The following is a 25,306-nucleotide window of genomic DNA, read 5'->3' as shown; positions in this document are numbered from 1 at the left end:
TTTGTTTAATAGATTTTAGCTATTAGAAGCTAATTCCTTTTCTTAAACAGATATACTTTAGATTCTTTTCCTTTGAGTAGTCTTTCAAGATTTTTTTGATGGGTAACCAATATAAGTATACATACACACATCCCATATAACACCTCTGATTTCACTGAAGAATGTAATATAAATACTATACTCAGGGGAAACGTAAAGCCTGCACAAATGGAACTTAATGATACGTATTTGGTCGCCAATAGTACTACAACAAAGACAAGAACACAAAGCATCGCTGCCTGAAAGTTAACTGCCAAAATCATTCCAAAAAGAGTGGCAACTCCCTTACCTCCGCGAAAACCTGCGAATATCGGGAACAAATGGCCCATTACGGCAGTGACACCCAATGCAAGCTGGTAATTGATAAATTGCGACGAGTTGTGGGGACCGGTAACAGATAGACCTATATAATAGGCAAGTTGTGTAGCTGTAAATCCCTTGGCAATATCTATTGTCATTACTGCAATTCCAGCTTTCTTACCCAATACCCTGAAAGTATTCGTGGCACCTGCGTTACCACTTCCGTATTCACGTACGTCTACCCCATAAAAAGCTTGTCCCAACCAAACTGCGGTAGGTATAGATCCAAAAAGATAGGCTAAAATAACTGCAGATATAGAATAGATTGATATCATTATTCTAGAATGCTTTTAAACTTATATCTAAACTCTTTACTGAATGTGTCAATGCACCCATAGATATAAAATCCACTCCGCATTCAGCATATGCTGTGACATTCTCTTCTACAATACCGCCTGAAGCTTCTGTAATGTATTTGCCGTCGATTATTTTAACAGCCGCTTTAAGATCTTCAAAACTAAAATTATCGAGCATAATACGATCAATACCCTTAGTTTCTAAAACCTGATCCAATTCCTGAAGATTTCGCACCTCAATTTCTATCTGCAATGTTTTATTTTTATCTTTCAAATATTGATTAGCGGCGTTAATGGCATTTGCAATTCCACCTGCATAATCGACATGATTATCTTTAATCAAAATCATATCATACAAACCTATGCGATGATTCACTCCTCCCCCGATACGAACAGCCCATTTTTCGATATATCTCAATCCCGGCGTTGTCTTACGGGTATCCAATAATTTAGTATGGTAGGGTGCTAATAATTTAACGATATGATTGGTTTTAGTGGCTATTCCGCTCATACGCTGCATACAATTTAACACGAGCCTTTCAGCTAAAAGAATTGAATGCGTACTTCCAGTTACAGTTAATGCAATATCACCATATTTTACTGCTGTTCCGTCGTTTATAAAAACTTCTACTTGTAATTGGGAATCTATGTGATTGAAAATTTGCAAAGATAACTCTACACCGGCAAGTATTCCAGCCTCCTTAATTAGCAATTTAGCCTTACCCTGCGCCTTAGAAGGGATTGTGGAGAGTGATGTATGATCGCCGTCACCCTGATCTTCAGCAATTGCGTTCTTTATAAAACTATCTATGATTTGCTTATCCAAAACTTAAATTTAAACCCAAAAATAGCATTTTACTACTATTTATCAGCCTCAATTCTTAATTCAGTTATAAAAAAAGCAGTCCCTGTCTTTTTCATGGTAATAGAAACCCTGAAATTTCCACTTTTTGTAGCGAGTGAAAGCGCTCCATATCTATAGTTAGGGTTGTTGTTTAGCCTGTGAATTACAGTTGATTTTACCGGCACATATTTTGAAAAAAAACTTCTCAATATTTGTTCAGCCTGTGCTTTAGAGTACACATCTTCTTCGTCTATTATTATTAAATCTACAGACGAAGAGAAATTTACAGCAATTTCCTTTGAATTTCCATTCTTAAAATGAGTTGACAAAGTATCTATAATATCGCCTTGAAGCACAGATAAGGAAGGGAATTGAACAAAAAGTATAAGTAAAGAAAGTAAAGGCTTAATCATCTCTATAATAGCTAATGCTTTGTTCGCACATAAATTATGCCATTAATAGATCATAAAAAACAAATTGGTTCAAAAAAAAGAGCTAATAGGCTTATATTTGCTATGTGCGGTTGTCACATAAAACAATAAGATTTATACCACGAATGAATAGTAAGAAATTAGTACTGCTTATCCTTGACGGATGGGGATATGGAAAACAAGACAGCTCTGATGCTGCATATATGGCCAACACGCCTTTTTTTGATTCGATGCTGAAAAGGTATCCAAATTCGAAGCTTGAAGCGTCAGGTGAAGCTGTTGGTTTACCCGTTGGTCAAATGGGAAATTCAGAAGTTGGGCATATGAATCTTGGTGCAGGACGGGTAGTTTATCAGGAACTTGGAAGAATTAACAAGGCAATAAGTGATGGTACATTTCATAAAAATGAGGTATTACTAAAGGCTTTCGACTATGCAAAGGCCAATAATAAACGAGTGCACTTTATAGGTTTGGTTTCAGATGGAGGTGTTCACGCACACATCAACCACCTGAAAGCATTATGTGACGCGGCAGGTCAGCAAGGTCTGACTGACGTATTTATACACGCTTTTCTGGATGGAAGAGATACCGATCCGAATTCCGGTTTAAATTTCATTAAAGACCTGAATCACCATCTTGAAAGTTCAACAGGAAAAATAGCCAGCTTAATCGGAAGATATTATGCAATGGACAGGGACAGAAGATGGGAGCGTGTAAAATTAGCTTATGACTTGTTAACGAAAGGAATCGGACAACATGTAAGTGATCCGGTTATGGCTATAGAGCAATCTTATCGTGACGGGATTACAGATGAGTTTATAAAACCCATTGTAGTTACACAAACAGATGGCCAACCGGTTGCGACTATAGGCCCTGACGATGTGGTAATTTGTTTTAACTACAGAACAGACCGTGGCCGGGAAATCACGTCAGTATTGTGCCAGGAAGATTGTCCTGAGTTTGAGATGCATAAACTGCCTTTGTATTATGTAACGATGACTACTTACGACGAAAGTTTTAGCGGGGTAAATGTTGTATTTACTAAAGACGACCTTTCTCAAACCTTAGGTGAGGTACTTGAAAAAAATCATAAAAACCAGATTAGAATCGCAGAAACGGAAAAGTATCCGCATGTGACATTTTTCTTTTCAGGTGGCAGAGAGCAGGAGTTTGAGAATGAAAAGAGAATCCTCATTCCATCGCCTAAAGTAGCGACTTATGACCTCCAGCCTGAAATGAGTGCAGCAGGAATCACAGAAGCCATTTGCAAAGAATTGGAATCAGGCTGGCCTGATTTTGTTTGCCTGAATTTTGCAAATCCGGATATGGTGGGTCACACTGGAGTTTTCGACGCGGTAATTAAAGCCGTTGAAACAGCTGATAGCTGCGCAGAACTTGTTGTGAATAAAGGTATAGAAAACGGTTATTCTTTCATTATTCTTGCAGATCATGGAAATTCAGAATATATGGTAAATGCGGATGGTTCCGTAAATACCGCTCATACGACCAATCTGGTTCCATGCATACTAATTGATAATGATTTTAAAAATATTGCGAACGGAAAGCTGGGAGATGTTGCACCAACTATTTTAAAAATCATGGGTATCACCAAGCCAGATATCATGACTGGGAACGAGTTGGTATAGATGAAAAAAACAATACAATTATATCCGGTTCTTTTGCTTTTGTTCAGCTGTAGTTATACAGCTGAACAAAAGCAAAAAACTAATTTGAGCTATTTTGATGTAAAAGGCTATTTTGAGAAAGAAGTAGACAGATTAAAAAAGTCAAATTCTCTTGTTTATAAAACCGTTGAGGTGAATGGCTCTTCCGAAACAAAAAAAATAAAGATCGCAGACTGGAAAAAAGAACTGGCCGTATTTTCAGAAGCAGACATCAATAAAGATTCCTGGAGGGGATTATTCAAACTAAGCAGACAACAAGACAAGGAAACTTATATTTCAGACAATGAAAAAGTACCTGTCAAAGAAATAGAAATAAGCTACACGCTAAATAAGGTGAGTAAATTATTAGTCGTTATAAAAAACAACAATTCACTTTATACTTCTTCGGATAGTCTTTTCTATTATCCTGATACTCTTTATAAGATCGTTAAATCCCAGCAGATAAAATTATTATCTGATAAAAACTACAAGGTGACTGGAAGATTTCAACAATGATTATTTCAAGCTTACTACCTGGGCTTTTACATAATCAATCAGACCAATAATATCTTTACGTTGAGGTTGTACCAACAATATTTTTTTAAAATCTGCTGTTGAATTATTAAAGAGTGCTACACATGCGGCTTTTTCTGCAGATTTTTTTACTTTATAAGACTTATAGATTGCATAGTCTTTATAAGCAAGTCCCCTATTTTGTAACAATTGAGGATCTTCTTCCCCATTGATCTCTATTGCCTTGGTAAAGTCTTTGATGGCAGAAAGATAAAAACCTTCCCTCATTTGGTTCAACGATTCCTTGGGATCATTAGCCACATTTAGTCTTGCTTTGCCTCTGTAATAATATGCTGAATAGTCAGAAGGCTTTAAAGTAATGAACCTGCTGTATGTAGAAATAGCATTTTCAAAATCACCGCACTGAAAGTAAGAATATCCAAGCATTTTTAAGACAGATGCATTATTTGGATCTTTATTATCAGCCTTTTCCAGTTGCGCCACAGCTCCCTTATAATCTCCTTTCATCCAGGCTTGCATACCCAACTTATCGTAGTTTTGTGCGATACCCTTGTTAGCAGATATAACAAGTAATATTAAAATCGTTTGCTTGAAATAGTTCATCAATTATTATTTAATAAAAAAATGTATTTAGTTTTATCTAATCCCTAAACAAATGTATAATTATTTTTCAGGTATCAAATAAACCATAAAGCAGGCAACTACCGTACCATTAATAAATATCTTATAGATAAACGTCTATAAATTAAAAATATGATATTACTTACAATTATTGTTACATGTCTGACTTTTTAACATATAATACGCCTTATTGTGCTTTTGGCACAGGAGTTGAAAATACGATTATAGAATATAATTAATTATTTCGCAGGCGACATGCTGTCAGATTGTCGTTTTAATTTTTAAGAAAAATTTAATGAGTAAACAAGATCAGTTTGATTTTAGCAATGCACTACCTATCATAAATGAAGATACAGAGTTCTTTCCATTGATGTCTCAACAGGACGAAGATGAAATGAACAATGAAGAGACGCCCGAGATTTTACCAATATTACCTTTAAGAAATACCGTATTATTTCCCGGCGTTGTAATACCTATTACCGTAGGTAGAGATAAATCTATAAAACTAATAAAGGAAGCTTATAAGGGCAACCGGATCATCGGTGTCGTTTCTCAACGCGATGTTTCAATTGAAGACCCTACTTTTGAACAACTGAACGACGTTGGTACTGTAGCCCAAATTATTAAAATGCTTCAGATGCCTGACGGCAATACCACCGTGATTATACAAGGAAAGCAGCGTTTCCGTTTGATTGAGGAAGTGCAGTCTGAGCCTTACATTAAGGTGACCATTAGTAAATTTACAGAAGACAAACATAAAACAGACAAGGAATTTAAAGCTTTGGTAGCTTCAATAAAGGAAATGTCTTCTCAGATTATACAACTCTCTCCCAACATACCCAGTGAGGCCGGAATTGCTTTAAAAAATATTGAAAGCACTTCATTTTTGATCAATTTCATTTCCTCCAACATGAATGCTGATGTATCGGACAAGCAGAAAATGCTGGAGATGACCAATCTTCGTGAAAGGGCTACCATGGTTATGGAATTATTAACACTGGAACTGCAGATGCTGGAACTAAAAAACCAGATCCAATCTAAGGTGCGTACTGATCTTGACAAACAGCAGAGAGATTATTTCCTGAATCAGCAGTTGAAAACCATCCAGGAAGAACTGGGAGGCAACTCATCTGACATGGAATATGAAGCGCTGCAAGCCCGCGCTAAAAAGAAAAAGTGGAGCAAGCAAGTTCAGGATCATTTCAATAAGGAACTGGAGAAATTAGGGAGGATGAACCCTGCTGCTCCGGATTATTCTGTACAAATCAACTACCTGGAGCTTCTGCTTGACCTTCCATGGAATGATTTTACGAAAGACAATTTTGACCTGAAACGTGCACAGCGTATACTGGACAAAGATCATTTTGGTCTTGAAAAAGTTAAACGACGCATCATTGAATATCTGGCCGTTTTAAAGTTAAAGCGAGATATGAAAGCCCCTATTATTTGCCTGGTAGGCCCTCCGGGTGTTGGTAAAACTTCCTTGGGTAAGTCCATTGCAAAGGCATTAAACAGGAAATATGTTCGTATGGCGCTGGGTGGAATCAGGGATGAAGCGGAAATTCGCGGACATAGAAAGACCTATATTGGTGCAATGCCGGGCCGTATCATACAATCAATTAAAAAAGCAGGTGCAGCAAATCCGGTATTTGTATTAGATGAGATTGACAAAGTAGGAACAGATTTCAGAGGAGATCCTTCATCTGCACTTTTGGAAGTCCTGGACCCTGAGCAAAACAGTGCATTTAACGACCACTACGTAGAAGCAGATTACGATTTGTCTAACGTTCTTTTTATTGCTACGGCGAATTCATTGAGTTCTATACAGCCTGCTCTATTAGACCGAATGGAAATCATTGAGGTAAATGGGTATACTATTGAAGAAAAAATAGAAATCGCTAAAAAATACCTTTTGCCAAAACAGAAAGAGCAACACGGTATCAATTCAAAGGATATCACTTTAAAAACATCGTTAATAGAAAAGGTAATTGAGGACTATACCAGAGAATCCGGAGTTCGCGGACTGGAAAAGAAAATTGGTTCCCTGGTTCGTGGCGTGGCTACAAAAATAGCTATGGAAGAGACTTATGAGCCCAATTTAAGCGTTGATGATGTAGAAAAAATTCTTGGCCCTCCGATCTTCGACAAAGACCTGTATGAAGGCAATGAGGTAGCTGGAGTTGTAACGGGTCTGGCATGGACATCAGTAGGCGGTGACATTCTTTTTATTGAAGCCAGCTTAAGTCCAGGCAAAGGCAAACTTACCTTGACGGGTAATCTTGGTGAGGTTATGAAAGAATCTGCGATTATCGCTTTGGCTTACTTGAGGGCTCATGCTGATTTATTTGGAATTGACAACGTTCTTTTTGACCATTGGGATGTACATGTGCATGTACCTGCCGGTGCTACACCAAAAGACGGTCCATCTGCGGGGATTACCATGCTTACCGCGCTGACTTCTGCATTTACACAACGTAAAGTAAAATCGAACCTGGCGATGACAGGCGAAATAACTTTACGAGGCAAAGTTTTACCAGTTGGAGGAATTAAGGAGAAGATCCTTGCTGCAAAAAGAGCAAATATAAAGGACATCATCTTGTGCAAATCTAACCGCAAGGACATATTGGAAATTAAAGAAAGCTATATCAAGGACCTTAATTTTCATTATGTAACAGAAATGAAGGAGGTAATTGAGCTGGCACTCACTAAGGATAAGGTAAAAAACCCTCAAGACCTGAGTATGAAGCCTAAAACAATTGCAAACTAATTAGTTTTTAGCTATCATTGAACTCACAAATTAACAACTTATATAGATGAACAAACTAACATTAATACTTGGGATCCTATTCACCACACTCGGATTTCAGCAGGCACAGGCACAGGTAAAGGAAAGCATTGTGGAGACGAAGCGTGCTCAGAATATCTTCATTGAACTGGGCGGACAAGGTTTAACTTTTACTGCTAACTACGACTCACGTTTTACCAATAAAAGAGATGGACTGGGCGGACGCGCCGGTATCGGATATTTTTCCGTTGACGGTGACAAAGTGACTACAGTACCGCTTTCACTTAACTACCTACTTGGAAAAGGGAACAAATTCTTCGAAATAGGATTGGGCGCAACTTACATTAGTACAAGTGGCAACAGTGAAGTGCTTTTCAACGAAAACGAAAGCAATGTGATCGGAACTATGAGTTTCTTTTATAGAGTTCAGCCAGTTGATAGTGGCTTTTCTTTCAGAGCTGGATTAAGTCCTGTATTTAGTAAAGATTTCTTTATACCATATTATGGTGGACTTAGCTTAGGCTATACCTTCTAATTTAAAAAACTAAACTCCGGTAAGATACCGGAGTTTTTTTATATAGTTTATGAGCTGCAAACATACTTTAATATTCATTGGTTTTCTGTTGTCTTCATCAGTTGCTTTTTCACAGAGCTACAAGAATGAATTTGGTTTTAAGAGTGATAACGACTCTTATCTTGCTCAAGGATCTGACCGCTATTACACAAATGGCTTATTCATTTATTTCAGAAGGGCGGTAGATCAGGAAAAACTAAACACAGGTTTAGAAAAAAAAATCTATGAGTTATCTGCAGGGCAGAAAATGTATAATCCATATTCAGGCTATGCCCCTGATCCGGATAAGCAAGACCGTCCGTTCGCCGGATACCTTTATGCCGGAGGCAGTTTAAGTTGGTTCAAAAAAAATGAAAGCATTTTAAAGTTAAGTGGAGAACTTGGGACTACCGGCCCCAACTCACTTGCAGAAGATGGCCAGGAACTACTCCATAATACAGTTGGATTTTATGAACTGGATGGCTGGCAATATCAGATAAAAAATGAAGTAGCCATTAATTTATCAGCCCAGTATACGAAATTACTTCACCGCTCATCTAACAACGCCACGGACTTTTCTTTTGAAGGATATGCAAATGTGGGAACGACATTTAACGCTGCGGGTGCAGGGATCCTTTTTCGGGCCGGGGGACTTAACCAACTATTTAATTCAGCATATACCAATTCAGTAATAGGGAATAAAGCAAACACGAAAACTCTGGTAAAAAGAGAGGTCTTCTTTTATGCAAAGCCACAGTTGAATTTTATTGCTTATGATGCTACGGTTCAGGGCAGCCTTTTCAATGACAATAGCCCTGTGACTTTTGGTGTCAAACCGATTGTATTTGCGCAGCAAATAGGGTTTAACTATAGTTCGCAAAGGTTTACTTTTGACTTTGGAATGCTTTTTAAAACAAAAGAAATTAAAAGTGCAGCAAAAGCTCATCAGTACGGAACAATAAGCATGTTTTACAGGTTCAATTAATCCAGCTGGGGACGCTTTCGATTTTCTTTTTTAGCCGAAACAGACTGTTTATCGGCAAGCCTTTTGCGAATCACAGATTTAGGTGTCTTGGTTGGTTTGCGTTTTTTTTGAACATGAAGGCCTGATTTGAGTAAGGCAATAAGTTTAATTATTGTTCTTTCTTTGTTCATGAGCTGACTTCTATCTTCCTGAGACACAATATGCAGGTTACCCTCCTGATCTAATCGATTGGCTAATTTTTCATTCAGGAGTAAACGTTCTTCCGGTGTAAAAAAAGGTGCATTGGCGACATCAAATATGAGTTCTACCTTACTTGACACTTTATTTACGTTCTGTCCGCCCTTTCCTCCACTCCTTGACGTTTTGAAAACAGCAACCTTTAATATATCTTCCTTATTGGGTAACATCCGGCAAATGTAACATATGAATGTTTATGTTAATAAAAATTTCATTTAAAACGATCCCTTAAAATACTAACTTTGTTCTATATGAGAAAAAACCTGGTTGTTGCTATCGATGGTTATTCGTCTTGTGGAAAAAGTACGCTGGCCAAAGCTTTGGCTAAAAAATTAGGCTTTATCTATATAGACAGCGGGGCAATGTATAGAGCAGTAACGCTATATTTCATTAGAAATCATACTGAAATCAACAATGCCGATGCCGTAAGGGATGCTCTCGAACATATCGAGCTGAATTTCCATTCAAGAGATTATCAATCACATATTACATTGAATGGAGAAGAGGTATCGGAAGAAATCAGGCAAATGCCGGTTTCGGAGAATGTGAGTGAGGTGTCCGCAAATAAGCTTGTGCGAAAAGAAATGGTAAAACAGCAACAGCGCATGGGTAAGTCCAAAAACATCGTAATGGATGGCCGGGATATCGGAACCACGGTGTTCCCTGATGCCCAAGTTAAGTTTTTCATGACTGCAGATCCAAAAATAAGAGCAGAACGCCGTTTTAAAGAACTGCAAAGTAAGGGAGATACGTCTACGTCTCTCGAAGATGTTTTTGAAAACCTGGCTCATAGAGATTATGCAGATACTACGCGTGTAGAAAGCCCACTGACCAGGGCTGAAGATGCAATTATTCTGGACAATACTGAACTTAGCGAAGCAGAGCAACTTGATTTTGCACTTTCACAGGTGCATCAGCATATGCCTATTTAAGGTTCTTTTCTAAAAAACCAGGCTCTTCTATCCCCTTTTCTGCAAATCTTTAGTTACAAATCCATTTGTCGGATAAACATTACAATTCGATGTTTTAACTAAAATCTCCGTTTCATACTTTTGTTTAACATTTTTGTCAAACTCAAGAGATCATGACGGCGAGAGATACCGGAACAGAACAATTAATTAAAAATACGGCTAAGAATTTATTCTTTGCAGAAGGCAAACTTCATGCAACTACGCAAGAAATTGCAGATGCAGCTGGAGTTAACCGCACCCTTGTAAATTACTATTTCCGCTCAAGAGATGCGTTGTTTGACCAGGTATTTCATGATGCTCAAAAAGAATTACTAGATCTTTTAGATGATGTGATAGATTCAGACATGCCATTTAAAGAAAAAATGAAGAACCTGATAGATGTATTTATGAATCAGGCGATGCAATTTCCTTACCGTGAGCTTTTCATCATTACGGAAATGAACAGACATGATGTAATTGAATCAAAAATAGCCCGTGTGGAAAAAGTAAATGGCATGCTGCAAGAGATAGAGGCTGAGATGGAAAAAGGAACCATCAGAAAAATGAACCCAAGGCATTTCCTGATTAATCTTTTTTCTATGATGGCTTATCCGCTGGTTACTGCTCCCTTAAATAAAATAATATTTAACATGAACGACCAGGATTATACGGCGCTCATGGAAGAACGAAAAAAATTAATCTTTGAAACTATATTTCCCTAATAACGCACAATACCCCTTAGAATATGAAAACTAAAATTCAATCGCTCTACCTATTGTTACCTGCATTACTGATGATCAGTGCATGTGGAAATAATGATCAGAAAAAGGCTCCTGCCGGCGGACCTCCTCAAGTTCAGGCCTACCCAGTAGTTGCTGTCACCAATCAATCTACAAGTCTTGAAACTGATTACCCTGCTACCCTTGAGGGCATACAGAATGTTGATATCCGTCCGAAAGTAGATGGATTCATTGAGAAAATATATGTTGACGAAGGTGCGGCTGTTAAAAAAGGACAGTTACTTTTTACCATCAATGCTCCTCAATATGAACAATTGGTGAGAACTGCCAGCGCTGCGATTAGCAGCGCAGAAGCCAATGTAAACGCCGCTCAGCTTCAGGTAAATAAAACCAAGCCGCTTGTTGAGAAAGACATCATCAGTAAGTATGATCTTGATGCAGCCCAATTGACCTTGCAAAGCAGGCAAGCTGCGTTGGCTCAGGCCAAAGCCGAATTGGTGAATGCCCGTGTAAATCTAGGCTACACCAAAATAACCAGCCCCGTTGATGGTGTAATAGGAAGCATTCCTTTTAAAACCGGAAGTCTTGTGAGCGGATCAAGTGCACAACCGTTGACTACAGTCTCAAATATTTCGAAGATTTATGCCTATTTCTCTATGAACGAGAAACAGTTACTTGATTTTTCAAGAAATTATAAAGGGAACACGCTTAGTGCGAAAATGAAAAATATTCCTGCTGTTTCCTTGGTACTTTCAGACGGAACGAAATATGCGGAGAACGGTAAAATCGAATCTATTAATGGATTGATCAATACAAATACAGGTTCAGCAAGCTTGAGGGCTACGTTTAGTAATCCGCTAATGTTATTGAGAAGTGGTGCCAGCGCCTCTGTACGTATCCCGCAGCATCTTGACAATGCGTTATTAATCCCTCAAAAATCAACCATTGATCTGCAAGGCAAAAAATTTGTTTATGTAGTAGATGGCAAAGGCATAATTAAAAATACTGAAGTGGAAATTATGGAGCTTACAAAAGGAAACTTTTATGTAGTTACAAAAGGTCTTAAAGCTGGTGATAAGATAGTTCTTGAGGGATTTCAGTCTTTAAAAGATGGAGCTGAGATTAAACCTGAAGAGCAATCGGCAGATTCAGTATATGGGGAGCTTCAAAGTAAATAAACTGTTTATCACATTTAGGTTTTCAAGCCTGTTGAAATAGAATATATGTTTAAGAAATTTATAGAGAGACCGGTATTATCAACGGTTATATCGATTATAATAGTTATACTGGGTGTATTGGGACTGATCACTTTACCAGTATCGCAGTACCCGGAGATAGCCCCTCCTACAGTTCAGGTTTCTGCCTCTTATCAGGGAGCTAATGCGGATGTAGTTATGAGTAGTGTTGTAATTCCATTGGAAGAACAAATCAACGGTGTGGAGGACATGACTTACATGACTTCTTCTGCGAGCAATGACGGTACTGCGACCATCACCATCAATTTTAAACTGGGAACTAATGCAGATCTGGCAGCAGTTAACGTACAAAATCGTGTAGCGAGGGCGTCCAGCCTATTACCTGCTGAGGTAACCAGATCAGGAGTGATTACTGCAAAAAGACAAGCCAGTAATGTATTGATCTTTGGTATCTATAGCGACAGCGCTTCTTATGATCAGAGCTTTTTACAAAACTATGCAAATATCAATTTGATTCCCCAGATTAAAAGGATTAATGGTGTGGGTGATGCAAGTGCATTTGGTTTGATGGACTACACGATGCGTATCTGGTTAAAACCTGATGTTATGGCAACTTACGGTCTGGTTCCAAATGATGTGAGTGTTGCGCTTGCAGAACAAAATATTGAAGCTGCGCCAGGCCAGTTTGGAGAGCGTGGAGAACAATCATTTCAATATACACTAAAGTATTCTGGCAGGTTAAAAAATGAAACGGAGTTTAGCAACATCATTATCAGGACTGCTGCCAACGGTCAGGTTTTGAGATTAAAAGACATCGCCAGAATTGAACTTGGTGCACAAAGCTATGCAAGCTCCGTACGATTTAATGGTAAACCAGCTTTAGGTATCGCAATTAATCAAACAGCCGGATCAAATGCAAAAGACGTAATTGAAGGATCATTGAAGGTACTGGAAGATGCGTCTGTGAACTTCCCGAAAGGGGTTCATTACACTGCTCTGGTGAACGTAAATGATTTCCTGGATGCCTCTATTGAGAAAGTAATACATACGTTAATTGAAGCATTTATACTGGTGTTTATTGTGGTATTTGTTTTCCTTCAGGATTTCAGGTCTACTTTAATTCCGGCAATTAGTGTCCCTGTTGCTATTATAGGTACATTCTTTTTTCTTAGTTTATTTGGCTTTACCATCAACCTGCTCACATTATTTGCATTAGTACTTGCTATTGGTATTGTGGTGGATGATGCGATTGTGGTCGTCGAGGCCGTACACGCTAAACTAGACCATGGCTATAAATCTGCAAAAAAGGCAACAATAGATGCGATGGAAGATATTACAGGTGCAATCATTTCGATTACACTGGTCATGGCAGCGGTATTTATTCCCGTTAGTTTTATTCAAGGCTCATCTGGAGTATTCTACAAACAGTTTGGCCTGACCTTGGCAATTGCTATTATCCTTTCTGCGATAAACGCTTTAACATTGAGCCCGGCATTATGCGCTATGCTTTTAAAGCCTCATGAGGATGATCATGGACATAAGAAAAATTTCCTGGAAAGATTTTATACTGCGTTCAATACTTCCTTCGACTTAATGACCAATCGCTATAAAAGATCTGTCAGCTTTTTGGCAAGAAAACAATGGCTGGCCGGATTAGGCATTGCAGTTTTTGCGGTAGCGCTGGTATGGGCAATGAATACAACACCGAAAGGATTTGTACCAAATGAAGATTTGGGCACGATAATGTCGGACATCTCATTACCTCCTTCAACTTCATTAGAACGCACCAATGAGGTTATCAAGCAAATAGATAGTATCGTACACACGATTGACGAAGTAAAGTATTCGTTGACTGTTGTGGGCCGAAGTATGATCAGCGGCTCGGGAAGTTCATACGGAATGGTGATTTCCAAGTTAAAACCATGGGACGAACGTCAACGTGATGTAAAAGCTATTATCGGGGAGTTGTTTGCCAAAACGGCGAATGTTAAGGGTGCAAAGATCATCTTCTTCGCACCTCCTACTATCCAGGGTTTCGGTACCAGCGGTGGTTTTGAATTCCAGCTGCAGGACAAAACTGGTGGTGACATTAACAAGTTCAACACTGTAGGCAATGAATTTCTGGCTGCATTGAGCAAGAGACCAGAGATACAATATGCTTCGACCTCATTTAACCCTAATTTCCCACAATTTCAGATTGATGTGAATGTCGCCCGTGTAAAACAGGCCGGATTAAGTGTAAGTGATGTGCTTGGAGTACTACAAGGGTACTATGGAGGAGTATATGCTTCAAACTTCAATAAGTTTGGAAAACAATATCGTGTAATGTATCAGGCCGATGCGCAATACCGTGCCAATCAGCAAAGCCTGAATAGCATTTATGTTCGTAATTCCAGTGGTACTATGGCACCGATAAGTGAGTTCATCACCCTGAAAAAAGTATATGGACCACAAGCAATTTCACGCTTCAATCTATACACTTCTATAGCCGTAACTGGTAGCCCTAATCCGGGTTTTAGTTCTGGAGATGCGTTAAAAGCAGTTCAGGAAGAAGCCGCAATACATTTGCCTGTAGGTTATGGATATGAGTTTTCAGGATTGTCACGCGAGGAAATGTCCAGTGGAAGTCAGACTATATTTATATTCCTTCTCTGCGTAATTTTCGTGTACTTCCTACTGTGTGCGCAATATGAGAGTTATATTTTGCCTTTGGCTGTATTGATCTCTTTGCCGATTGGTTTAGCTGGGGTATTCATTTTCGATAAGATTTTTGGGGTAGACAATAACATTTATACTCAGATTACATTAATTATGCTTGTGGGTCTACTCGCAAAAAATGCCATTTTGATTGTAGAATATGCCGTTGACAGGAGAAGAAAAGGGATGAGTATCGTCAGTGCGGCAATAAGTGGAGCTACCGCACGTCTACGTCCTATCTTAATGACTTCTTTTGCATTTATTCTTGGTCTGTTGCCATTAATGCTTTCAACAGGTGTTGGTGCCGCAGGTAATAAATCAATTGGAACAGGTGCTGTCGGAGGCATGCTCATCGGTACAGTATTTGGAATATTTGTTATTCCGGCATTATTTATTGTCTTCCAGAGTTTACAAGAAAAAGTAAGCACTAAATCACCATTTGATGAAAGTGTTGATATCTCACAGAAAGCTATTGAATTCCCTGAGGTTGACACACGTGAACATTAATTTAAAAAGAACATGAACTCTAAATATTATAAATCATATTTAATCATAAGCATTACTGCTTTAAGTCTCGCTTCCTGCGTCACTAAGAAATACGAACGCCCGGCAGTAAACAGCAGTGATCTTTACCGGGAAAATACAAGCACTGATACTGCTACAATAGCAGATTTACCGTGGAAAACCTTATTTGCTGACACAAAGCTCCAAGCATTGATCCAGCAGGGATTGGTCGAAAATCTGGACCTTAAGCAAGCAGTAGAACGCATCAAAATTGCGGAGGCCACCTTACAGCAAAACCGTGCAGCACTCCTACCGAGTTTATCAGCAGATTTGTCCGTAACAGATTCAAAGCAATCCCGGGCAGCCTTAAATTTTCCTGCCGGAATTAACATCAATACAGAAACTCAAACCTATAAAGCCCAACTGAGCACCAGTTGGGAAGCAGATATATGGGGAAAACTCAGTAGTGCAAAAAGATCGGCATATGCTTCATTGTTACAAACCGATGCAGCTAAAAGAGCGGTACAGACTCAGCTTATTGCAAACATCGCTAACAATTACTATAGCTTACTTGCTCTGGATAAACAACTTGCCATTACGGAGCAAACTGTAAAGATCCGACAAACTGATGTGGAAACCATGAAATCTTTAAAAGAAGGCGCGGTTGTAAATGGAGCAGCTGTAGTTCAAAGTGAGGCTAATTTATATGCTGCACAGGTGACGATACCTGATTTGAAAAGAACAATCAGGGAAACAGAGAATGCGCTGAGTGTTTTGCTGGGGAAAGGCCCTGGCAGTATTGAACGTTCTTCTTTGGATCAGCAGATGGCTTACAATAATCTGCAAACCGGCGTATCTGCTCAACTGTTGCAAAATCGTCCTGATGTTCAGGCTGCTGAATTCACGTTCAGATCTGCGTTTGAGAATAAAAATGTAGCAAAAGCCTCCTTTTATCCTGCACTTACATTAACCGCAAACGGAGGTTTATCCAGCTTAACATTAAAGAACTTTTTTGACAATTCTATTTTCTATAATTTAATTGGGGGACTCACCCAGCCTATTTTTAACAGGGGACAAAATAAAGCCCGGTTAAAAACAGCTGAAGCCCAGCAACAACAAGCATTTTATAGCTTTCAGCAAAGTCTTTTAGTTGGCGGGCAAGAAGTTTCCAATGCCCTGTTTGCGTATCAAACTGCGGCTGAGAAAGAGACTACCAGAGCCAAACAAATCTCATCTCTGACAAAAGCTGTTGACTTCACTAAAGAATTGCTACGTTATAGTTCTGCAACAAATTATACGGATGTATTGACTTCTGAACAAAGTCTTCTTAATGCACAATTAAGCAGTACTAACGATCAGTTGCAAAAATTACAGGCTATAGTAAATCTCTATAAAGCCCTTGGTGGAGGCTGGAAAGCTAATTAAACCTTATGAATATCCTGATTGTTGAAGATGAAAAAACATTAGCACTTGAGATGGCCGCCTTTCTTGGGAAAGAAGGTTATACCATTGAACACGCATGGAAAAAATCTTCAGCCTCAGAGAAAATATTTGTAAGCTCCTACGATTTCATCTTACTAGACCTCGGTTTACCAGGTGGAGATGGATTTGAATTACTGCACCAGCTTAAAGAACTGCCTGGTCGCGATGATGCTGTGATTATACTAACAGCTCGTGGAGACCTTGATGACAGGATTAAAGGCCTTGAAGCTGGTGCAGATGATTACCTTGCAAAACCATTCTCTTTAACGGAACTCCTGGCTCGTATGCATGCCATTATCAGGCGAAAGCATAAGCTGCAAATGAATGAAGTTAATGTCCATAATTTTACGCTGGATATTAAAAATCGTAAGTTATGTTTTAACGGAGAACGGATAAACCTTACCAATAAGGAATACGAGATTTTCAATTACCTTGTACTGAATAAAAACAGAGTAATCTCCAGGATAAATTTGACAGAACATGTTTGGGGTGATATTCTCGAAATCAATTCTGATTCTAATTTTGTAGATGTACATGTTAAAAATCTGCGTAAAAAATTATCTGCCTATACCAAAATAGATTGGTTCGAAACAGTTAGAAGTATAGGATATAGAATCAATTTCTGATAAAAACCAGTGTAGCGCATGAATTATGAAACTTCAACTTAAGCTTGCCTTATACAATACGCTCACCAAAATTGCAATCATCACTATGCTCGGCATCCTGATATTGACAACCATCAATCACATATCAGTAAAGCATCTGCAGGATCGTCTCCTTCAAAAAAAATCCAAGCTTATTGCCAATCTATCTGTTTCAGAAATCAACGACCTGCTAACGAAACAAAGAACTTTCACAGATTACAATCTTTTAAAGGAAGAATATATAATTCTTAAAGAAGTAAACGCAGGTAACGAGATAGAAACAAAAGATCATTTCAGTCAGGAAATAAGAAGTATTGAAAATGATGATGAAGAATACCAGATCTTAACCTCAGAATTTATTTATGAAGGTAAAAAATACCGTTTAGAGGTTGGGGAAACGATGTCTGCAGTTTCACAGCTCGAGCATACCATTTCGGTATTCACCTTCTTTATATTACTTGTAGCTGTAGTATTGACTTTAATTTCAGATATGGCTTTTACTCAATTCCTACTTGCCCCATTTTATCAGATTATAGACCGCAAGTTGAACAAGGTCAATGATCCAATAAACTTTAATTATAATCCTGTAAAGACAAGTACAAAAGACTTTAAGATCCTTGACCAAAGTATCAGTATTTTAATGAAGAAGATAGCGAGCCTATTTCTTACGGAAAAGGAATTCATTGCTAATGTTTCACATGAACTCCTTACTCCTATTTCAGTACTGAATACTCGTCTGGAAAATCTTTTAAATGATGAAGCGCTAAGCGTTGAAGGAGAAAATAAAATTTTTGCATGCTTAAAGACGCTGAACAGACTAAAATCAATTATTAACAGTCTTCTTTTGATTTCAAAGATTGAAAACGACCAGTATGTTAAAGCTGACACCATTTCTCTAAAAGAAACAGTTCAGGAGGTTTGTGAGGACCTTGAACATCGCTTATTAATGATGGATTTAAGACTTGAAATTGAATTGGGTAACGATTATCATTTTAAAGGAAACCGTTCTTTGTTTCATATACTGATTACAAATCTTGTAAGTAATGCCATTAAATACAATGTAAGGTCAGGTTTTGTCAAAATATATGGTAACGATCTAGTTGATGGATTTCAGCTTATCATAGAAGATAGTGGCCGGGGCATGACTCCTGAAGAGGTTAATACAGCTTTCGTTCGGTTTGAAAAATTTCAATCCGATAAACAAGACAGCTATGGGCTTGGGCTTGCAATAGCATCCAGCATAGCAGATTTCCATCAAATTCAAATTGTACTTGATTCTGAAAAGGGAAAAGGAACGGTAGTTAAGTTATTTTTCAAATCGAGATAGCCTGCCTATTAATCTTCATGAAATCTTCATGTTCAGTATGCAACTTTGATCTAACAAAAAACACTAAACGATTTTACAACATGAAAAAAACAATCTTAGCGTTAGCATTAGTTGCAACAACTTTTGGCGCATTTGCTCAAACTCCAACAACAGCTCAAAAACCAGTTGCTCATAAAACAAAACACAAAAAAGCTGAAGTAAAAAAAGCTGAAGCAACAGCTACCCCAAAAACTGTTGCTCCAAAAAAATCTGGCAAATAATAGGTTCATTAGGTTTGTCTAAGCCGTCTGTATGCTAGCAGGCGGCTTTTTTATTTAAGGACCATACACTTTTTACGCTTGTTGCTTAACATTATAATATTTGCGTAATTTTCCAATTCCTTCATCCTTAATTTGACGGGTCCTTTCTTTACTCAAACTTACCTTATTTGCTATTTCTAATAAAATAGTTTGCTGATATCCGTTGATACCAAAATAAAGGTTTATGATTTTTTGTGTTCTTTTGGGCAAAATTTTCAGACTCATGATTACTTCAGAAGCAAAAGTGTTGTCGCATACCAAATGATCAGTCTTATCGCATTTCTCGTCAGCCAAAATATCCAATAAGGTAATGGTATCTTCTTTACCGGTCGTCATATCCAGAGCGTAAATATAACTTGAGTTATGAATATATTCGTTTACTTTCTCTACTGTCAAATGAAGCGTATCAGCGATCTCATTGCTTGTAGGTAACCGTTCAAATAGACTTTCGAAAACATCCCGAACTTTGTTGATCTGAGTCATCCAATGTATCTGATTATTCGGCAGCCTGATTACTCTTCCATTTTGCTGGATTAAGCGTATGATAAATTGTCTTATCCACCAAACAGAATAAGATACGAATCTAAATCCTCTCGTTTCATCAAAACGCATTGCAGCTTCAATTAATCCCAAATTCCCTTCATTAATCAGGTCATTCAATGTCATTACATACCCTTGATATTTTTTTGCTATGGAAATCACAAAACGAAGATTGGATATGATAAGCTTTTGCAGGGCTGCCTGATCACCCTTCTTTATTTTCCGGGTAAGAATTACCTCTTCTTCTATGTCGATTAACGGGATTTTGCTGACTTCTGCTAAATATATACTTAGAGAATTAGAGTCCCTGTTCATTATTGTCTGGTTGATTTTAATCTGCCTCATGAGTTTTATGGTTTATAAATTAAAAAATTAAGTAGTTCGGCATCAAGATGAGCTTCAGACTTAAATTTTGATATTAATTAGTTGACCACAAAATTCACTAAGAAAAGAACTACAACCACATTTAAATGAAAATCGACAAAAATTATTGTTTTGAATGAAGATGACTCTGTAATAAGATAAAATTTCCTGTTAAAGGTGTAAATTCATGTTAGGCAGGGATGAATTTCTAACATTTAATGTGGTTGGCAGAACAACCTGTTTATGCCCCTGTTCTGATCGGGGGCTGCTTAGTCTGCTAAGTAAGATTTGCATAATATTTTCAGCTATTTCCTCCAAAGGCTGTGCTATAGCAGTTATAGTCGGTGAAGAAAACTCTAACAATTCAAAATCATCAAAGGACACAACCGCCAAGTCTTCTGTAATTTTCAACCCCAAGCGTTGAATAGCTCTTAATCCATCCATACACAAATAGTTAGTGGCAAATATAACGGCATCGAGTTTTTTTTCCTCTTGCAGATAAGCAGCAATCTGTTCTATACCATTTGCCGATTTTGAATAGGATATTTTAATGATATTGGCATTTAGTCCTTTGGATGCAATTGCCTCTTCGTATCCCTTCAACCTATCAAGCATTTGTTGTTCTATTGTATCAATAGTTACAAAACCTATATTTTTATATCCATTGCCCACAAGATGTGCCGTCGCATTGAACGTACTTTCCTGGTTATTAATAATCACGTAATCTGTTTTTAATCCTGGAAAATACCGATCAAATAATACTACTGGTTTGCTGCTTTTCGTTAAAGTCTGAACCTCATCCTCAAGCCCTTCCGGAAGTGCTATAATATAACCATCAACATGCCTGTCCTGAAAAATCTGCAACAACTCAATGGCCTTTTTCTTATTATTTCTCGTACTGCTATATATTATTTTGTAGCCTTTTTGAGAAGCTTTTTCATCAATAAACCTGGCTATACCTGAAAAAAAGGGTTCGGAGATGTCGTCAACCAAGAAACCGATGATATTGGTTTTGCCGGTACGAAAACTTTTAGCTAATGCATCAGGCTTATAGTCAAGCTCTTCAACAAGTTGCAGTACCTTTTTGGTAAGTTCCTCACTAATTCTCTTCTCTTTAGCCTTTCCATTTACTACAAAAGAAACCGTACTGATAGAAATACCAAGACGTTTAGCTATATCTTTGATTGAAACCTTTTTTTCCATTAAAATTTTTCCCTTTTAGCAGTGCAATATAGCAAATCGAACTAAAATCATTACTATTTGGGCAAATACATAAAGAGGCTACTGATTTATCTGATAATAATTGAATCAACAGATAATCAATTGGGTATTATTATTTAGGAAATCTGGAATAAATTATGGTTTGCACTTTGACCAGAATTAAGGCATTTCATTTAAAAACATTCGATAACTTTACAACCGCTTCAAAATCAACAACATTTATAAAAAAAATCTTTTCTTTAAAAATATTAATTTCTATCTTTGCCGTCCCTAACGGGAAAAAGGAGATTTAATTTTAATGGCTAAAAAACAAGTAGCAGAAAAAGAACTAGAGGCTAAAACAGCCGAATTGCAAGGCGCAGACGCTCGCCTGGCAGAAAAAGAGACGATTGAGTCAGAAGCTGATTCAGTGTCTATCGAACAGATCAAGTCATCATTGGCTACACCAGATCAAGATTTTGACTGGGATGCAGATGACAAAGCTTTCGGTAATTACAGTGATGCAGACCGTAAAAAGTTTGAAGACATGTATACCGATACTTTCAATCAAATCACTCAGGGTGAGATCATCAGTGGAACTGTTGTTTCAATCAACAACAAAGACGTAGTATTAAACGTAGGATTTAAATCTGACGGTTTGGTATCTACTTCTGAATTCCGTGATACACCTGATTTGAAAGTTGGCGATAAAGTTGACGTTTTCGTGGAAGCTCCGGAAGACGCAAACGGCCAATTAATCTTATCTCGTAAAAGAGCTAAAACTCAAAGATCATGGGAAACCATCAATGAGGCCCTTGACAATGACAGAATCATCAACGGATTTGTTAAAAGCCGTACTAAAGGTGGTCTTATCGTTGACATCATGGGTGTTGAGGCTTTCTTACCTGGTTCTCAAATTGACATCAAACCTATCCGCGATTACGATGTATACGTGGGTAAAACAATGGAATTCAAAGTTGTTAAGATTAACCACGAATTTAAAAACGTAGTTGTATCTCATAAAATCTTGATCGAAGACGACTTGGAAAGCCAAAAAGTTGAAATCGTATCTAAACTTGAAAAAGGTCAGGTATTGGAAGGAACTGTTAAAAACATTACTGACTTCGGTGTATTCATCGATTTGGGTGGCGTTGACGGATTACTTCACATCACTGATATTTCTTGGGGCCGCATAGAGCATCCAAAAGAAGTATTGAGCTTAGATGAGAAAATCAATGTGGTTGTTCTTGACTTCGATGACGAGAAAAAACGTATTGCTTTAGGCTTAAAACAATTGACTCCACATCCTTGGGAATCTTTGGATACTAACTTAGCTGTTGGTTCTAAAGTAAAAGGTAAAATTGTTACTGTAGCTGATTATGGTGCTTTCTTAGAAATCATTCCTGGTGTTGAAGGGTTGATCCACGTTTCAGAAATGAGCTGGTCACAAAACCTGCGCAGCCCTCAAGAATTCTTGAAAGTTGGCGACGAGATCGAAGCTGAAGTTTTAACTTTAGACAGAGACGAGCGCAAAATGAGCTTAGGTATTAAACAATTGACTCAAGATCCTTGGCAAAATGTTGCTGAAAGATATCCAATCGGAAGCAAACATACTGCTGTAGTTAAAAACATGACTAACTTCGGTGTATTTGTTGAAATTGAAGAAGGTATCGACGGATTGATTCACATTTCTGATCTTTCATGGTCTAAAAAAGTTAACCACCCTAACGAATTCACTAAAGTTGGTGATACATTAGATGTAGTTGTTCTTGAATTAGATGTTGAAAGCCGCAAATTGAGCTTAGGTCACAAACAACTAGAAGAAAATCCTTGGGATACTTTTGAAACTATCTTTACTGTAGATTCAATCCACCAGGGAACAGTTGTTAAAGTAACTGATAAAGGTGCTGTTATTGCTTTACCTTATGGTGTAGAAGGTTTCGTACCTACTAAACACATGGCTAAAGAAGATGGCGGAACCATCAAAGCTGAAGAAACTAATGATTTCAAAATCATCGAGTTTAACAAAGATGCTAAACGTATCGTTGTTTCTCACGCCCGTATCTGGGAAGAGGCTAAAGCTGAAGCTGTTGCTGAAGAAAGAGCTACTAAGAAAAAAGAAGCTAAAGCATCTAGCAATGCAGTGAAAAAAGTTAAAGATTCAGTTGAAAAATCTACATTAGGTGATTTAGGTGTGCTTGCACAGTTGAAACAACAAATGGAAGGTGAAGAAAACAAGGCTAAAAAATAGTCTTTAATCTTTAAAACTTATATATTAAAGGCATCCCCTATCCGGGATGCCTTTTTTTTTAACTCATTATAATGAAATACTACGCGATACTTTTAACTATCCTACTTTCGTTCGGATTTTCTGCTAGAGCACAATTGCCAAATATCATTCCCCAACCAGTACAATTAAGAGCAGGGCTATATCCCAACCAAACCTTTAAACTGAGCAGCAATACAGTTATTTTCATTTCGGATGCCCAATTGATGCCTTCAGCAAAATTCCTGTCAGATCATATTTCGAAGCATTACGGGATCGAGCTCAGGATAAGTGAAAACTTTAATCAAGATAAAAGCAAGAATACAATTAATCTGATATTAAACAAAAAGCTTTACCCCAATCCTAACCAGTATTTTGTTTCAGTTCTTTCGACTGTACTGAATGCGGGCTCTCCTACGCAAGAAGGAATATTCTATGCTGTACAAACTATACTTCAGCTTTTACCAACCAGCAGAAGTCAATCAGGAACGATAACTCTGCCATCTGTTGATGTAACAGATTATCCCCGGTTTGCTTATCGCGGTATGCACCTCGATGTAAGCCGGCATTTTTTTGATGTAAGTTTCATCAAGAAATACATCGATTATCTCGCAATGCATAAGCTCAATTATTTCCATTGGCACTTAACTGATGACCATGGATGGAGAATTGAGATCAAAAAATATCCACGCCTAACAAGTATTGGAGCCTGGAGAAATGGCACAATAATCGGACTTTATCCTGGCACCGGAAATGATGGTTTACGGTACGGTGGATATTATACTCAGGAAGAAGTTAAAGAGCTCATTAAATACGCTGCAGAGCGATACATTACCATAATACCGGAAATTGAAATGCCGGGCCATAGCATGGCTGCTCTAGCGGCCTACCCGGAATTTGGTACCACTCCAACCAAATCTTATCAAGTCGCACAAACCTGGGGGATATTCAATAAATTTAACAATGTAGTTCAGCCGACAGAGAAAACTTTTAAGTTTCTAGAAGATGTCCTAACAGAGGTGATGACATTATTCCCTTCTCCATATATCCATATTGGTGGGGATGAATGTGCTAAAATCTGGTGGAAACAATCGGCTTTATCACAGCAATTAATTAAGGAAAAGAAGCTTAAAGATGAAAATGGATTACAAAGCTATCTCGTACACCGAATCGAAAAATTTGTAAACAGCAAAAACAAAACTATTATTGGCTGGGATGAAATCCTTGATGGCGGTCTGGCGCCAAACGCCATTGTAATGAGCTGGAGAGGTGAAAAAGGTGGTGTTGCTGCAGCTAAACAAAAACATAAAGTGATCATGACTCCCGAAAACTTCATGTACTTTAACCATTCGCAATTCCTAAAAGACGATTCATTAACGGCAGCAAGATATCTCCCATTAAAAGACGTTTATGATTATGAACCAATTCCCGCTATTCTTACTCCTGACGAGCATAAATATATCTGGGGTGCACAGGGTAATTTATGGTCTGAGTATATAACCAACCCTAAGAAAGTAGAATACATGCTTTTCCCAAGGCTTGATGCACTGAGCGAAGTACTTTGGAGCCCGAAGAGCAAACACGATTTTAAAGACTTCAACCGAAGATTGGAAACACAGTTTAAAAGATATGACATAATGGGTATCAACTATAGCAAACGCTACCTCAATAATTAATATTATTTAATCAATAACAAAAACCTGTAAACAAAGCAGATATCAACTAAACTGAGAAAATCCCGTTCACCGA

22 protein-coding genes are annotated in these 25,306 nt (G+C 37.9%); 15 read left to right on the top strand and 7 right to left on the bottom strand.

What is annotated here, in order from left to right:
• Positions 1-29 precede the first annotated feature (29 nt).
• The 3 genes from plsY to R2Q78_RS17645 are packed head-to-tail and all read right to left on the bottom strand — an operon-like array spanning position 30 to position 1,952.
• Complete coding sequence (gene plsY / locus R2Q78_RS17655; RefSeq protein ID WP_136837505.1) at positions 30-674, bottom strand: glycerol-3-phosphate 1-O-acyltransferase PlsY; 645 nt, start codon at positions 672-674, stop codon at positions 30-32.
• A gap of 4 nt (positions 675-678) precedes the next feature.
• Complete coding sequence (gene nadC / locus R2Q78_RS17650) at positions 679-1,521, bottom strand: carboxylating nicotinate-nucleotide diphosphorylase (protein ID WP_316793872.1); 843 nt, start codon at positions 1,519-1,521, stop codon at positions 679-681.
• Positions 1,522-1,556: 35 nt separating this feature from the next.
• Positions 1,557-1,952 (bottom strand): DUF4783 domain-containing protein, encoded by a 396-nt coding sequence (locus R2Q78_RS17645; protein ID WP_316793871.1) that lies wholly within the window; start codon positions 1,950-1,952, stop codon positions 1,557-1,559.
• A gap of 143 nt (positions 1,953-2,095) precedes the next feature.
• Here R2Q78_RS17645 and gpmI point away from each other — a divergent pair, with 143 nt between their 5' ends.
• Positions 2,096-3,616 carry a 2,3-bisphosphoglycerate-independent phosphoglycerate mutase gene (gpmI, locus tag R2Q78_RS17640; protein ID WP_316793870.1) on the top strand — a complete coding sequence of 507 codons (1,521 nt, stop codon included), beginning with the start codon at positions 2,096-2,098 and terminating at the stop codon, positions 3,614-3,616.
• A complete protein-coding gene (locus R2Q78_RS17635; protein ID WP_316793869.1) occupies positions 3,617-4,150 on the top strand; it encodes a hypothetical protein in 534 nt (177 codons plus the stop codon).
• Here R2Q78_RS17635 and R2Q78_RS17630 read toward each other — a convergent pair whose 3' ends face one another.
• Positions 4,151-4,771, bottom strand: a complete 621-nt coding sequence (locus R2Q78_RS17630) for a tetratricopeptide repeat protein (protein ID WP_316793868.1) — start codon at positions 4,769-4,771, stop codon at positions 4,151-4,153.
• Positions 4,772-5,084: 313 nt separating this feature from the next.
• On the opposite strand from R2Q78_RS17630, the gene lon reads away from it, so the two are divergent.
• The 3 genes from lon to R2Q78_RS17615 are packed head-to-tail and all read left to right on the top strand — an operon-like array spanning position 5,085 to position 9,112.
• Positions 5,085-7,556: an endopeptidase La gene (lon, locus tag R2Q78_RS17625; protein WP_316793867.1), complete on the top strand. Its 2,472-nt coding sequence runs from the start codon at positions 5,085-5,087 to the stop codon at positions 7,554-7,556.
• A gap of 46 nt (positions 7,557-7,602) precedes the next feature.
• Positions 7,603-8,109, top strand: a complete 507-nt coding sequence (locus R2Q78_RS17620) for a hypothetical protein (RefSeq protein WP_316793866.1) — start codon at positions 7,603-7,605, stop codon at positions 8,107-8,109.
• A gap of 49 nt (positions 8,110-8,158) precedes the next feature.
• Positions 8,159-9,112: a lipid A deacylase LpxR family protein gene (locus R2Q78_RS17615; RefSeq protein ID WP_316793865.1), complete on the top strand. Its 954-nt coding sequence runs from the start codon at positions 8,159-8,161 to the stop codon at positions 9,110-9,112.
• Here the strand turns inward: R2Q78_RS17615 and arfB are convergent.
• Complete coding sequence (gene arfB / locus R2Q78_RS17610; RefSeq protein ID WP_316793864.1) at positions 9,109-9,519, bottom strand: alternative ribosome rescue aminoacyl-tRNA hydrolase ArfB; 411 nt, start codon at positions 9,517-9,519, stop codon at positions 9,109-9,111. The two genes, R2Q78_RS17615 and arfB, sit on opposite strands and share 4 nt — an antisense overlap.
• 81 nt (positions 9,520-9,600) lie before the next feature.
• Between arfB and cmk the strand changes: the two genes are divergently transcribed.
• From cmk to R2Q78_RS17570, 8 genes are all read left to right on the top strand, one after another.
• Positions 9,601-10,281 carry a (d)CMP kinase gene (cmk, locus tag R2Q78_RS17605; protein ID WP_316793863.1) on the top strand — a complete coding sequence of 227 codons (681 nt, stop codon included), beginning with the start codon at positions 9,601-9,603 and terminating at the stop codon, positions 10,279-10,281.
• Positions 10,282-10,433: 152 nt separating this feature from the next.
• Positions 10,434-11,021 (top strand): TetR/AcrR family transcriptional regulator, encoded by a 588-nt coding sequence (locus R2Q78_RS17600; protein WP_316793862.1) that lies wholly within the window; start codon positions 10,434-10,436, stop codon positions 11,019-11,021.
• Between the two features lie 23 nt (positions 11,022-11,044).
• Complete coding sequence (locus R2Q78_RS17595; protein WP_316793861.1) at positions 11,045-12,217, top strand: efflux RND transporter periplasmic adaptor subunit; 1,173 nt, start codon at positions 11,045-11,047, stop codon at positions 12,215-12,217.
• A 45-nt stretch (positions 12,218-12,262) separates the two neighbouring features.
• Positions 12,263-15,439 (top strand): efflux RND transporter permease subunit, encoded by a 3,177-nt coding sequence (locus R2Q78_RS17590; RefSeq protein ID WP_316793860.1) that lies wholly within the window; start codon positions 12,263-12,265, stop codon positions 15,437-15,439.
• 12 nt (positions 15,440-15,451) lie between these two features.
• Positions 15,452-16,861: an efflux transporter outer membrane subunit gene (locus R2Q78_RS17585; protein ID WP_316793859.1), complete on the top strand. Its 1,410-nt coding sequence runs from the start codon at positions 15,452-15,454 to the stop codon at positions 16,859-16,861.
• 5 nt (positions 16,862-16,866) lie between these two features.
• Entirely contained in the window at positions 16,867-17,544 is a 678-nt protein-coding gene (locus R2Q78_RS17580) for a response regulator transcription factor (RefSeq protein ID WP_316793858.1), read from the top strand.
• Positions 17,545-17,569: 25 nt separating this feature from the next.
• Positions 17,570-18,889, top strand: a complete 1,320-nt coding sequence (locus R2Q78_RS17575; protein ID WP_316793857.1) for a HAMP domain-containing sensor histidine kinase — start codon at positions 17,570-17,572, stop codon at positions 18,887-18,889.
• 80 nt (positions 18,890-18,969) lie between these two features.
• On the top strand, positions 18,970-19,149 hold the full coding sequence (locus R2Q78_RS17570; RefSeq protein WP_316793855.1) for a hypothetical protein: 180 nt from the start codon (positions 18,970-18,972) through the stop codon (positions 19,147-19,149).
• 72 nt (positions 19,150-19,221) lie between these two features.
• On the opposite strand, the gene R2Q78_RS17565 is transcribed toward R2Q78_RS17570, so the two are convergent.
• Together R2Q78_RS17565 and R2Q78_RS17560 are read right to left on the bottom strand one after the other, a co-directional pair.
• Positions 19,222-20,073, bottom strand: a complete 852-nt coding sequence (locus tag R2Q78_RS17565; RefSeq protein WP_316793854.1) for an RNA polymerase sigma factor RpoD/SigA — start codon at positions 20,071-20,073, stop codon at positions 19,222-19,224.
• Positions 20,074-20,262: 189 nt separating this feature from the next.
• Complete coding sequence (locus R2Q78_RS17560; RefSeq protein WP_316793853.1) at positions 20,263-21,294, bottom strand: LacI family DNA-binding transcriptional regulator; 1,032 nt, start codon at positions 21,292-21,294, stop codon at positions 20,263-20,265.
• 316 nt (positions 21,295-21,610) lie between these two features.
• Between R2Q78_RS17560 and rpsA the strand changes: the two genes are divergently transcribed.
• Together rpsA and R2Q78_RS17550 are read left to right on the top strand one after the other, a co-directional pair.
• Complete coding sequence (gene rpsA / locus R2Q78_RS17555) at positions 21,611-23,542, top strand: 30S ribosomal protein S1 (RefSeq protein WP_316793852.1); 1,932 nt, start codon at positions 21,611-21,613, stop codon at positions 23,540-23,542.
• Positions 23,543-23,613: 71 nt separating this feature from the next.
• The gene (locus R2Q78_RS17550; protein WP_316793851.1) at positions 23,614-25,233 is read left to right on the top strand and encodes a beta-N-acetylhexosaminidase; all 1,620 of its coding nucleotides are present in this window, start codon (positions 23,614-23,616) and stop codon (positions 25,231-25,233) included.
• The last annotated feature ends 73 nt before the right edge of the window (positions 25,234-25,306 follow it).

The organism is Pedobacter frigoris (genome assembly GCF_032678645.1).
Lineage (GTDB): Bacteria > Bacteroidota > Bacteroidia > Sphingobacteriales > Sphingobacteriaceae > Pedobacter > Pedobacter frigoris_A.
The sequence above is the reverse complement of the archived record's forward strand: the minus strand, read 5'-3'. Positions and strand labels throughout refer to the sequence as shown.